This window comes from Proteus sp. G2674, from assembly GCF_009915195.1.
GTDB classification, from domain to species: domain Bacteria; phylum Pseudomonadota; class Gammaproteobacteria; order Enterobacterales; family Enterobacteriaceae; genus Proteus; species Proteus mirabilis.
This window is the reverse complement of sequence record NZ_JAABLS010000006.1, coordinates 79,860-92,361: the sequence shown is the minus strand read 5'-3', so window position 1 is coordinate 92,361 and position 12,502 is coordinate 79,860. Positions and strand designations below refer to the sequence as shown.

The 12,502-nt window shown below is 40.2% G+C and carries 13 protein-coding genes and 1 pseudogene; 2 read left to right on the top strand and 12 right to left on the bottom strand.

Annotated features, from left to right (window positions below):
* The first annotated feature begins 18 nt into the window (after nucleotides 1-18).
* Entirely contained in the window at nucleotides 19-432 is a 414-nt protein-coding gene (gene nusB / locus GWI58_RS01895) for a transcription antitermination factor NusB (protein ID WP_004245136.1), read from the top strand.
* Between the two features lie 93 nt (nucleotides 433-525).
* Nucleotides 526-1,506: a thiamine-phosphate kinase gene (gene thiL, locus GWI58_RS01890; protein ID WP_012367469.1), complete on the top strand. Its 981-nt coding sequence runs from the start codon at nucleotides 526-528 to the stop codon at nucleotides 1,504-1,506.
* Nucleotides 1,507-1,591: 85 nt separating this feature from the next.
* Here the strand turns inward: thiL and GWI58_RS01885 are convergent, their stop codons facing one another.
* The 12 genes and pseudogenes from GWI58_RS01885 to xseB all read right to left on the bottom strand — a co-directional run bounded on the left by GWI58_RS01885 (nucleotide 1,592) and on the right by xseB (nucleotide 12,436).
* On the bottom strand, nucleotides 1,592-1,927 hold the full coding sequence (locus GWI58_RS01885; RefSeq protein ID WP_004245134.1) for a zinc ribbon domain-containing protein YjdM: 336 nt from the start codon (nucleotides 1,925-1,927) through the stop codon (nucleotides 1,592-1,594).
* A gap of 428 nt (nucleotides 1,928-2,355) precedes the next feature.
* A pseudogene (gene vapC / locus GWI58_RS01880) lies at nucleotides 2,356-2,782 on the bottom strand (type II toxin-antitoxin system tRNA(fMet)-specific endonuclease VapC).
* Nucleotides 2,775-3,017 (bottom strand): type II toxin-antitoxin system VapB family antitoxin, encoded by a 243-nt coding sequence (gene vapB, locus GWI58_RS01875; RefSeq protein WP_094959409.1) that lies wholly within the window; start codon nucleotides 3,015-3,017, stop codon nucleotides 2,775-2,777. The pseudogene vapC and the gene vapB overlap by 8 nt, the downstream one beginning before the upstream one ends.
* Before the next feature lie 102 nt (nucleotides 3,018-3,119).
* Complete coding sequence (gene rbsR, locus GWI58_RS01870) at nucleotides 3,120-4,127, bottom strand: ribose operon transcriptional repressor RbsR (RefSeq protein WP_165315253.1); 1,008 nt, start codon at nucleotides 4,125-4,127, stop codon at nucleotides 3,120-3,122.
* A 4-nt stretch (nucleotides 4,128-4,131) separates the two neighbouring features.
* On the bottom strand, nucleotides 4,132-5,058 hold the full coding sequence (rbsK, locus tag GWI58_RS01865; RefSeq protein ID WP_110229763.1) for a ribokinase: 927 nt from the start codon (nucleotides 5,056-5,058) through the stop codon (nucleotides 4,132-4,134).
* 76 nt (nucleotides 5,059-5,134) lie between these two features.
* Nucleotides 5,135-6,025, bottom strand: coding sequence for a ribose ABC transporter substrate-binding protein RbsB (gene rbsB / locus GWI58_RS01860; protein ID WP_004247214.1), 891 nt, complete (start codon nucleotides 6,023-6,025; stop codon nucleotides 5,135-5,137).
* 39 nt (nucleotides 6,026-6,064) lie between these two features.
* Nucleotides 6,065-7,030 carry a ribose ABC transporter permease gene (gene rbsC, locus GWI58_RS01855; RefSeq protein ID WP_004245124.1) on the bottom strand — a complete coding sequence of 322 codons (966 nt, stop codon included), beginning with the start codon at nucleotides 7,028-7,030 and terminating at the stop codon, nucleotides 6,065-6,067.
* A 1-nt stretch (nucleotide 7,031) separates the two neighbouring features.
* Entirely contained in the window at nucleotides 7,032-8,540 is a 1,509-nt protein-coding gene (gene rbsA, locus GWI58_RS01850; RefSeq protein ID WP_110229765.1) for a ribose ABC transporter ATP-binding protein RbsA, read from the bottom strand.
* Between the two features lie 7 nt (nucleotides 8,541-8,547).
* A complete protein-coding gene (gene rbsD, locus GWI58_RS01845) occupies nucleotides 8,548-8,967 on the bottom strand; it encodes a D-ribose pyranase (RefSeq protein WP_020945202.1) in 420 nt (139 codons plus the stop codon).
* A 340-nt stretch (nucleotides 8,968-9,307) separates the two neighbouring features.
* On the bottom strand, nucleotides 9,308-11,182 hold the full coding sequence (gene dxs, locus GWI58_RS01840) for a 1-deoxy-D-xylulose-5-phosphate synthase (protein WP_004252568.1): 1,875 nt from the start codon (nucleotides 11,180-11,182) through the stop codon (nucleotides 9,308-9,310).
* Between the two features lie 66 nt (nucleotides 11,183-11,248).
* Nucleotides 11,249-12,172, bottom strand: a complete 924-nt coding sequence (gene ispA, locus GWI58_RS01835) for a (2E,6E)-farnesyl diphosphate synthase (RefSeq protein ID WP_110229766.1) — start codon at nucleotides 12,170-12,172, stop codon at nucleotides 11,249-11,251.
* The gene (gene xseB / locus GWI58_RS01830) at nucleotides 12,173-12,436 is read right to left on the bottom strand and encodes an exodeoxyribonuclease VII small subunit (RefSeq protein WP_004247215.1); all 264 of its coding nucleotides are present in this window, start codon (nucleotides 12,434-12,436) and stop codon (nucleotides 12,173-12,175) included.
* Between the last annotated feature and the right edge of the window lie 66 nt (nucleotides 12,437-12,502).

Here is a 12,502-nt window from a genome sequence, read left to right as displayed (position 1 = left end):
TAACTAAAGGGGAATTTTGTGAAACCTGCTGCTCGTCGTCGTGCTCGTGAGTGTGCTGTACAAGCTATCTACTCATGGCAATTATCCGGAAATGACATCGCGGATGTGGAATTGGAGTTTTTATCCGAGCAGGATACCCAAGGTGTAGATATTGCTTATTTCCGTGAGCTTTTAGTGGGTGTTGCAATCAATGCAGCACGTTTAGATAAGGCGATGGAGCCTTATTTATCACGTCAACTGGAAGAGCTAGGCCAAGTTGAAAAAGCGATTTTACGTTTAGCTATGTTTGAACTCAGCTTCCGTGAAGATGTTCCTTATAAAGTAGCCATTAACGAAGCGATTGAATTGGCTAAGGTGTTTGGTGCTGATGACAGCCATAAATTTGTCAATGGTGTGTTAGATAAAGCTGCACCAACTGTACGTAAAAAATAACGTTCTTCACGTTTCCTCTATGGTAAATTAATAATCCAAGGCCGGTTACTCCGGCCTTTTATTTAGTAAGCATTGCTTCATAGGAAATTGATAATGCCTTGTGGTGAATTCTCCCTCATTAAACAATATTTCACTTCTCAGCCAGTTAAACGCAAAGATGTGAGTACGGGAATTGGGGATGACTGTGCAATATTGACTGTACCTGAAAAGCAACAAGTGGCAATTAGTACTGATACCTTAGTCAGTGGAATACACTTCCTGCCAACCATTTCCCCTGAAGATTTAGCGTATAAAGCATTAGCGGTCAATATTAGTGACTTAGCCGCGGTGGGGGCAGATCCTGCTTGGGCCTCATTAGCTTTAACATTGCCAAAAGTTGATAATGATTGGCTTGAGGCTTTTAGTCGCTCTCTATTTGCATTAGCAGAGTATTATTCTATTCAATTGATTGGTGGGGATACAACCAAAGGGCCATTGAGCTTAACCATCACAATACAAGGCTTGGTTCCTCAAGGTATGGCACTATTACGCTCAGGGGCTAAAATTGGTGATTGGATCTATGTTACAGGCTTTTTAGGGGATAGCGCGGCAGGACTCGCGGTTTTACAAAATAGATTACAACCTAGTCAACCAGAAAGCCGAGACTATTTTATTACTAGGCATTTGCGTCCGCAGCCTCGTCTTTTACAGGGGCAAGCATTAAGATCTTTAGCAAGTGCTGCTATTGATATTTCTGATGGTCTTATTTCAGATCTAAACCATATTTTAACGGCAAGTGGTTGTGGTGCTCGTATTAACTTAGATGCGTTGCCTTATTCTGCGGCAATGAAATCACAGGTGAGTAAAGAGCAAGCTGAAATTTGGGCATTAAGTGGTGGCGAAGACTATGAACTATGCTTTACCGTGCCTGAAATAAATCGTGGGGCTTTAGATATTGCTTTAGCCCATACGGGAGCTGACTTTCATTGCATAGGGCAAATTATGCCAATTGCAGAAGGTATACGTTATTTACGTGAAGGTAAAGAAGTGCACCCTAATCTGAAAGGGTTTGATCACTTTGGTGATAATAAATAAATCATATCGCTATAAACAAAAGGCGCTTAATGAGCGCCTCTGAAATCAAAATAATGTTATTAATCATTTTAATGATAATTCAAGATTAGCTTTTCTTCACAAATTCAGATTTTAATTTCATTTGTCCAAAGCCATCAATTTTACAATCAATATTATGATCGCCTTCCACTAAACGTATCCCTTTAACTTTTGTACCAATTTTGAGTGGCGTTGAGCTACCTTTTACTTTTAGATCTTTAATGACTGTCACTGAATCCCCATCGGCTAATAAATTACCATGGGCATCTTTAACAATCAGCTCATCGCTATCAGTTGTTGGCTCAGCATCGTTCCATTCGTGGGCACATTCAGGGCAGACATACATTGCCCCATCTTCATAGGTATACTCTGAGTTGCATTTAGGACAAGAAGGTAATGACATAATAATACTCTCAAATTTTTTCAAAATGGGAAGTGATTAATCGTCACAAAGAGGATAACACTTGCCCGATAAACAAAAGGACACATTATCGTTTTAGCGTAAAAAGTCTAATATGATGACCCAAATGACCAAAAATAGTATTGCCACAGATAATGCGAAAGGATAAGAGTATAATAGATCTAATAGAGTTTTGCATCTTTCATGGATTATTGGATAAAAGATGAGAAAAAGTAGATTAAATATAGAAGGTAATACACAAAATAATAAGAAATAATATCATTTAAAAACATAAATTAACTTATTGATTTTATAATTATTTATTTTATTAACTTAGATAAAATAACTACTCTCTCTTTAAAAGAGAGTATCAGTAATAATAGTGTTAATCTTCTTGTTATTATTTTATAAAATTTATCACCTAGCCTCGTTCAATCAATTTGGGGGGCTGAGTTAATAACGGTCCAATCCTCAATTCTTAAACCATCAACTCTTTCAAATTCTCGAGTATTATTGGTAACGACTATTAGCCCCTTACTTCTAGCATGTGCTGCTATATGTAAGTGGTTATCACCAACGTGTTTTCCCTGTTTTTCTAGTGTTGCTCTAATGTCTCCATAATGAAAAGCTGCTAAGTCATCGTAAGATAAAACAGTCAGTCGAGAAACAAAGTCGTTAACCGTAGCTAAGTTTTTGGCTGGATTTACACTTTTTTCAGCACCAAAAATGAGCTCAGCGAGTGTAATTGTAGAAATAGCTAATTGTTCAGCATGTTGGTTGAATTTTGGTAATAAAAACTCAGGCTTGCGTTTAATAGTGAATATAACAATAATTTGTATCTAATAGGTATTTAATCATCAAAGGATCCTCTTTCACTTGTAGCTTGATCAGGCCTTTCAGATAAGAAATCATCTGTTACAGACTTTTCTGATAAGAAAAAGCTATCCCATGCATTTTGTATAGGTGTGATTATTCTCTCGTTGCCTTTGACGCGAACAAAAACTTCTTTTACATCATCCGGAAATCGAGTCTCAGCGGGTAATCGAACATTTTGTGTTCTATTGCTCATAAATATTTTGCCATACTGGATCATAGTAATAGCTCCTATAAAAACTGCCATATAGCAGTTTTTATAGGATACCAAATAGGTTGTGTGAAATATATACACAACCTATTAACCTATTAATGTAAAAGATTATTTCCTATGAGCTATCACCGAGCCTCGTTCAATCAGTTTGGGTGTTAACACTAATAGATTGGCTTGTGCTTCAATATCTTCCATACGACGTAATAATTGGCTTACAGCAAGTTTGCCCAATTCATCTTTGGGTTGATGAATAGTCGTTAAAGGGGGGATCATATAAGAGGCTAAATCGATGTCATCATAACCGACGATAGAAATATCATCAGGTACACGTAGTCCTTTTTGATAAATCGCTTGGTAAGCACCGACCGCCATTGCATCATTACAGGTAAATACGGCCTGTGGTTGTATAGGGAGTGAGAGCAGTGTTTGCATTGCACTAAAGCCACCCGCAAACTCAAAATCACTGGTTAAAACCAGCTCTTTACGAATGGGTAACCCAGCTTGTTGCATCGCATTATAGTAGCCTTGTAGACGATGTTTAGCGGGAAGTTTATCTTGGGGACCCGCAATACAGGCGATGTCAGTAAAACCTTTTTCAATTAAATAATTCGTGGCTAATTCTCCCCCTAATAGGGAGTTATCTTGAATAATATCGCAACTGTATTCAAATGGAGACCAATCCATCATCACCATGGGTAACCGTGGATAACGATTTAATACTTCACTTGATGGTGCGCGGGCTTCAGTACACATTAATAACAGCCCATCGACACGCTTTTGTAGCAAGGTTTCAAGGCTAGTATCCATGCGCTCATAGTCGCCTTCGGTGTTGCATAAAATGAGGCTATAGCCTTGTTCATAGCAACTTCGTTCAACACCTCGAACGACTTCAGCATAAAAGGGGTTATTACTGGCGGTAACTAACATCCCTATGGTACGTGTGCAGTTCATTTTTAAACTACGAGCTAATGCTGAAGGGGCGTAATTTAAGGTTGCTATTGCATGATTAACCTTTGCGCGGATACCTTCACTCACATAACGATTGTTATTGATAACATGGGAAACGGTGGATGTTGAAACACCCGCTAAACGGGCGACATCTTTCATTGTTGCCAAAATATTATGCTCGCTCTGCTAAAAATGACTTAATTTCATCACGCCAAGGGACGGAGGATTGCGCGCCATGACGTGTCACTGCAATTGCCGCGGCTGCATGGGCGAAACGGATCGCATCATGAGCTGATTTACCTTCTAATATCGCTGTAACAAATGCACCGTTAAAGGTATCACCTGCGGCAATAGTATCAACTGCTTCAACACGAAAACCGGGAATGATCATACCGGTGCCTTGTTCACTAAACCATACTCCACGACTGCCTAAAGTGATTAAAACGTGTTTTATGCCTTTGCTGTGCAAAATATTAGCCGCTTTAGCTGCACCCACTTCATCATGCACAGAAATACCGGTTAATATTTCGGCTTCTGTCTCATTTGGCGTAATAATATCAATAAAACTCAGAAATTCATCAGATAACGGCTGTGCAGGAGCGGGATTTAAAATCACTTTTGTTTGATGTGCTTTGGCTTGTTTTGCTGCCTCAAAGACAGTGTCTAGAGGGGATTCTAATTGCATTAATAAAGCATCTGCTTGTTCAATAATATGACGATACTGATGCAAATGGCTTGGAGTGAGAGCACTATTTGCTCCGGCAACAATGCTAATGACATTTTCGCCTTGTTCATTAACTAGGATCATTGCTACACCTGTAGGTGTCTTGGGAATAATACGAATTGCATCAGTATCAATATTATCTGTTTTTAATTGAGCGATGATTTCGCGACCAATAGCATCATCTCCCACACAGGCTATAAACGTGATATCGGCACCACTACGTCCACAAGCGACGGCTTGATTTGCCCCTTTACCACCAAATGCTATTTTATAGTCATGACCAATCACGGTTTCTCCGGGCTTGGGAAATTGTGCAATATTCATAATATGGTCAACGTTGATGCTACCTAAAACAGCAAGGAGGGGAGTTGTCATAGCCTTTATCCTTTGAAAACCTAGTTTATAACGAAACTAACCACGCAGCGAAAGTACTACGTGGTTAGATGGGTGATTATTTTTGAGTGACTAATTCAAGCTCAACAGGAATAGTGGGATCCACTTTTTCCCCTTTCAGAATTTTATCAGCGGTTTGAATACCAATAATACCAATTTGATCGGGGCGTTGTGCAATAGTCGCACCTAAAACACCTCGGTTAACCGCTTTAATGCCATCATTTGTGCCATCAAAGCCAACGACTAAGACATCGGTACGACCTGCTGTTTGTAATGCACGCAATGCCCCTAATGCCATTTCATCGTTTTGAGCAAATACCGCTTGCACTGAAGGATTAGCGGTTAATAGATTTTGCATAACATTAAGGCCTTTAGTACGGTCAAAGTCAGCAGGTTGGCTTGCTAATATATTAAGTTTGTGAGCATCAACAGCTTGTTTAAAGCCTTCTCCACGCTCACGAGAAGCGGAGGTTCCGGCGATCCCTTCTAGTTGGATCACTTTGGCATCATTACCCACTTTTTCCGCAATATAATCTCCCGCCATTTTTCCTCCTAGGCGGTTATCAGAAGCAACATGGCTAACAACCTCACCTTTATTGGCTACTCTATCTAGGGTTACTACAGGAATTTTAGCTTTATTTGCCATTAACACGGCATTACCTACAGCATCAGAATCCGTTGGATTAATGAGCATTAAACGGGTGCCTTTTACGGTTAAGTCCTGCACATTTGCCAATTCTTTGGCAGGATTATCCATTGAATCAAGCACGACTAAGTCATAACCTAATTTATCCGCCTCTTTTTGTGCACTGTCTTTCATGGTGACAAAGAAAGGATTATTGAGCGTTGAAATAACAAGGGCGATAGACTCTTTTGCTAATGCATTGGCACTTATGGTAGCGCTTAGAGCAACCACTGAGAGAAGCGTTGCTATTTTTTTTAGTTTCATAATATATTCCTGTCGGGGTTCGGATTAAGAGAAAGCGTATTATTTTTTGTTATCAACCAGCACGGCAAGTAAGATGACAACAGCTTTGACTATCATTTGATAATTGGATGATATGCCTAATAAATTGAGTGCATTATTGAGAAAGCCTAAAATTAACGCACCAATAAGTGTGCCCATTATGCGTCCTTTACCGCCAGCAAGACTGGTACCACCTAAGACGACTGCGGCGATAGCATCCAGTTCATAACCATTGCCTGCCATTGGTTGGGCGGAAGAAAGACGAGCAACTTCAATGACACTGGCAAGGGCCGCTAATAAACCGCAAAGCGCATAAACAATAATTTTGATTTTATCGACACTAATACCAGATAAACGGGTTGCTGCTTCGTTTCCTCCAAGGGCATAGATATAGCGACCCAAGCGTGTGTGATGCAATACATACCACGCGCTTAAAAAGACAATCATCATCAGCCAAATAGGGGTGGGGATCCCAAAGGGGCGTCCAATACCAAACCAGCTAAACAGGTCGGCATTATCGCTAAATCCTGTATTTATTGGACTGCCATCAGTATAAACACGCGTGACACCACGCAATAACAGCATCATCACTAATGTGGCAATAAATGCCTGCACTTTACCTTTAGCGATAATGACACCTGTAACGCCACCAATAGCGGCTCCTAATGCTAAAGCACCGACAACAGCCACTAACGCATTAACATCAGCCCCTACCATAGAAGCAGCAACAGCACCGGTTAAAGCGAGTAATGAGCCTACCGATAAATCGATACCAGAGGTTAAAATGACTAATGTCATACCTACAGCCATAATTGCGTTAACAGAGGTTTGTTGTAGGATGTTAAAAATATTATTTAAGGTAAAAAAATTCGGGCTGAGTGTTGAAACCACGACAATAAGCAACAATAAGGCAATGAGTGATTTTTGTTCTAATAACCAAGCCTTAGAGAACCATCGTTTTGACGCTGGTATTGATTTTGTACTCATCTCAAACTCCTACTGTAGCACCATATTGTTTACCAACAGCCGCCGCCATTAGCATCTCTTGTGTGACATTATTGGCAGAAAACTCACCGCTGATACGACCTTCATGCATAACTAAAATGCGGTCACTCATTCCCATTACCTCTGGCATTTCTGAAGAGATCAAAATGATGCTTAATCCCTCTTGTTTAAACTTATTAATTAATTGGTAAATCTCTTTTTTCGCCCCCACATCGACACCGCGGGTAGGCTCATCAAGAATAAGCACTTTAGGACGAGTCATTAGTCCGCGAGCAATAGCGACTTTTTGTTGATTACCGCCTGATAAAAAACCAATGATCTGATTGATGGACGGGGTTTTTATGTTGAACAATTTAATAAAGTCACTGACAGTTAATTGCTCTTCTTTATGATTTAAGATCCCCATAGTGCGACTAAAATAAGGTAGCGCCGTCAGTGACATATTCTCTTTTACTGACATACCTAGCACTAAACCATCGCGTTTTCTGTCTTCAGAGATATAAACAATACCTTGGGCGAGTGCATCTGCAGGCTTTTTGATCTGACAAATTTTACCTTCTAACGTCACGCTACCTTGTGTTTTTGGCAATGCACCGTAAATCATTTTCATTAATTCAGTACGGCCTGCGCCCATTAACCCTGAAATACCTAAAATTTCATTTTCATGTAGGGAAAAGCTGACATCATGTATATCTGCACCACTTAAGTGAGAGACATTAAGTTTAGTTTTTCCTGCAGGAATATGGATGCGAGGGTATTGATCTTCTAATTTACGGCCTACCATCATTTCAATAAGTGTCTCTTCTTGTAATGAAGAAACGGGCTTTTCGCCAATAAATTGACCATCGCGCAACACAGTGACATCATCACAAATATCAAAAATTTCTTTTAATCGATGTGAGATATAGACAATGCCACAACCTTGATTTCTTAATTCAGTTATCACACTAAACAGAGAGCGAGTTTCGGTGTCTGTCAATGCATCTGTCGGTTCATCCATAATAATCACTTTAGAGCCAAAACTGAGTACTTTGGCAATTTCAACCATTTGCTGATCACCAATGGATAATTCAGAAACTAAGCGATGACTGCGATAAGGAAGGTTTAAGCGAACAAGTAATTTATCCGCTTCTGCATACATTTTTTTCCAATCAATGGCACCAAATGCACGGGTAAACTCGCGACCTAAAAAGATATTTTCTGCAATGGTTAATTCAGGGATAAGATTGAGTTCTTGATGGATAATGCCTATTCCTGCTTCTTGAGAAGACTTAGGACCATTAAAAGAGCAACGTTCCCCTTGATAAATAATTTCACCTGCGTCTTTTGGGTAGATACCTGTTAGCACTTTCATTAGTGTGGATTTACCTGCGCCATTTTCACCAACAAGTGCCATCACTCGGCCAGGATAAATTCGTAACGTCGCACCAGATAATGCTTTTACGCCCGGAAATGATTTATCAATATTTTTTAATTCAAGTAATGCTTCCATATTGGCCTCAGAAAGTCACACCAGAAAACAGCACGATATTGGCATAAGGAGAGCATTCACCTGTTCTTATCACCGCTTTATTATCTGGAAGTTGTTTTTTAAATTCTTCATGAGTGACATAAATGATCTCGATAGGTTTTTTTTGTTGTTGTTCTAATAAATGCAAATAACGGGTTATCTCACTAAAAAGAAGTGGGTTTATATTTTTAATTTCTATGGCAAGCATAACGGCTTCGACTTGCATTTCATGGGTGATCGTTTGTAACACTGACATAAAGTCAGGGATCCCCTGAGTTAAAGCAAGATCGATACGCTCAACAGAAGAGGGTATGGGTAATCCAGCATCTGCAATCGTTATTTTGTCAGTATGTCCTAAACGTGCAATTACGCTAGAAATTGAACTATTAAGTAATACACCTTTTTTCATCTTTGCCTCCTCAGCGAAACGTTTCGCTGTTCTACATAGTAGGAAATGAAAATAGGAAAACAAGTTGGATTTATTTATATTGTGAAGGTGATCGAAACGTTTCGTTAAAGGAAAGAAAAAAGGAAAAATCTAACTGATTGAATCAATTAACGCTGAATGGATTCAATTTTAAAATTGATAAATTACAGTTAATTTCATTAAAAAGTGATCTTTAACAAGATTTGAAAATAATTAAAAAAGAAAAGAAATAAGGGCAGTTTTTACAAGAAAATAAAGTCAGAATTTATTAACCTTATCAATAGTCTCTCCGGCTTTACAAGCAAGAGAGACTTTTGAAATATTAGCTCAAAGAATGAGCCTGATAAGCTTTAATCGATTTTTCAATGCCTGTTGCATCAAGTCCTAAATCGGCTCTGATCTCTTCTTGTCCACCTTGTGGCACAAAAAGATCAGGTAACCCTAAATTGAGTACGGGCACTAAACAACGCTCTTGCATTAATAACTCGTTAACGCCGCTACCTGCGCCACCCATAATGGCATTTTCTTCTAAGGTGACCAGTATGTCGTGTTGTTTGGCAAGGGAAAGGATCAGTTCTTTATCTAGTGGTTTGATAAAGCGCATATCTGCAACTGTTGCATCCAGTTTTTCTGCAACATCTAAGGCTTCGGGTAATAAGGTTCCGAAGTTTAAAATTGCAATACTTTTACCTTGGCGACGAATAATACCTTTTCCTATAGGAAGTTCGCTCAGCGGTTGTAATGGCGCACCAACCCCTGAACCTCTAGGATAACGTACAGCGACAGGCCCTTCTTGATAATGGTAACCTGTATGCAACATTTGGCGACACTCATTTTCATCGCTAGGTGCCATAATAATCATATTAGGGATACAGCGTAAAAAAGAGAGATCAAAAGCTCCTTGGTGGGTCTGACCATCCGCACCAACAATGCCACCACGATCGATAGCAAAGAGTACCGGGAGTTTTTGGATAGCCACATCGTGGATCACTTGATCATAAGCGCGTTGTAAGAAGGTGGAGTAAATAGCCACGATCGGCTTATAACCACCAATGGCTAATCCAGCAGCGAAGGTGACGGCGTGTTGCTCCGCAATTGCGACATCAAAGTATTGTGCGGGGTACTCTTTAGAAAAGCGCACCATACCAGAGCCTTCACGCATAGCAGGGGTGATTGCCATTAATTTTTCATCAGTGGCGGCTTCTTCACATAACCAGTCCCCAAAAATTTTTGAAAACGTCGGGCGTGCATTGGGGCTTTTAGGTAAAGTACCTGTCTTCGGATCAAATTTAGGTACCGCATGCCAACTGATTGGATCTTGCTCTGCGGGAGCGTAACCCCGACCTTTTTTGGTCATAATATGTAAAAGTTGCGGCCCTTTTAGATCGCGCATATTCGTGAGCGTTTGTACTAAAGCAATAACATCGTGACCATCAACTGGACCAATATAGTTAAAACCTAACTCTTCAAACATGGTGCCGGGCACAACCATGCCTTTAATATGTTCTTCTGTCTTTTTCAGTAATTCTTTAATTGGGGGAATACCAGAAAAGACTTTTTTGCCACCTTCACGTAGCGTGGTATACAGTTTGCCAGATAGAAGTTGTGCAAGGTGGTTATTTAGTGCCCCGACATTTTCTGAAATCGACATTTCATTATCGTTAAGTACCACTAGCATATCTGGATTAATATCACCGGCATGATTCATGGCTTCAAATGCCATTCCTGCAGTAATTGCACCGTCACCAATCACACAAACAGTCTTTCTGCCTAGGTTTTCTTGCTCTGCAGCAACAGCCATACCCAGCCCAGCACTGATAGAGGTGGATGAATGACCAACACAGAGTTTGTCATATTCACTCTCTTCACGCCAAGGGAAGGGATGTAGGCCATTTTTTTGACGAATAGTATCAATGCGATCACGACGACCCGTTAATATTTTATGAGGATAAGCCTGATGGCCCACATCCCAAATCAGATTGTCAAAGGGAGTTTTATAAACGTAATGAAGCGCAACCGTTAACTCAATAGCACCTAAACCTGAGGCGAAGTGACCACTTGAGCGGCTGACACTGTTAAGAAGATATAGCCTTAGCTCATCACAGAGTTTAGGTAAACTCTCTTTTGGTAATAGGCGTAAATCTTCGGGTGTTTCAACCAACGCCAATGTGGGATATTTTTCGATATCAATGCTCATGTGATGCCTATTAATTAATGACTTGTAATAGGGAAAGAGCAGGTAAGCTGCTCTTTTTATTTTTTATTAGTTTTTCCGTTCTACGATAAAATTCGCTAATTGTTTTAGCGTAGAGGTATCGTACTCGTATTGTTCAAGAAACGCTAAGGCATCCAATGCTTCGTTATACAATTCCTGTGCTTTCTTTTGTGCTTGTGCTAAACCAAGTAGAGCCGGATAAGTACTTTTTCCTGCTTCTTGATCACTTCCCTGTCGCTTTCCAGTCTCTTCAGTGCTCCCAATAACATCTAAAATGTCATCCTGAACTTGGAAAGCTAAGCCTATAGTGTGGGCATATTTATCCAGTGCAGGTAACACATCGTGCCCTTTTTGCCCTGCGCTAAGTGCCCCTAGGCGAACCGCTGCACGAATTAACGCACCTGTTTTATGTAAATGAATTTTCTCAAGAGCAGCAAGATCAATTGATTTATCTTCGGCATCAAGATCAAGTGCCTGTCCACCACACATACCCGCTAAACCACTGGCTGTGGCTAATTCAGCAATCATGGCTACGCGATCGGCAATGGCGACATCAGGCATCGCATTTTTGGCTAAAATTTCAAAGGCCAAGGTTTGTAATGCATCACCCGCTAAAATGGCATTGGCTTCGCCAAACTCAATATGACAAGTGGGTTTTCCTCGACGTAAATCATCATTGTCCATTGCAGGTAAGTCGTCATGGATCAGTGAATATGCATGAATGCACTCAATAGCGGCTGCTGGCACATCAAGATTAGCAACAGGTACGTTAAACATTTCTCCTACCGCATAAACAAGAAATGGGCGTAAACGTTTCCCCCCCAAGAGTGCTCCGTAGCGCATTGCTTGGCTGAGTGGCATATCAGAAAAAGGCAACGTTTGTAGCGCTTGGTTGAGTGCTTCATCAACACGCTGATGTGCAGAATGTAATTTTTGACGGAACGCATCCGTACATAAAGTTGCGTTACTCAATTATTCAGCCTCTTGGATAAAATCATCAGGTGTAGCGTCATCATCCTCTTTGAGTAAGATGCGAACACGTTGTTCAGCATCTTGTAATGTTTTTTGTCCCACACGAGCTAAACGAACACCATGTTCGAACTCATTAAGGGCCTCTTCTAAAGGTAATTCACCTGATTCTAAGCGGTTAACTATTTGCTCAAGTTCTTGCATCGAAGCTTCAAAACTTGGAGTTTGCGTGGTGTCTTGGTTAATTGATGTCGTTTTTTTAGCCATAATATTTTTGATGATAAAGCATGTTAGCTGAATAATAGTGATCATCTTACTACAATTGAGAAGAAA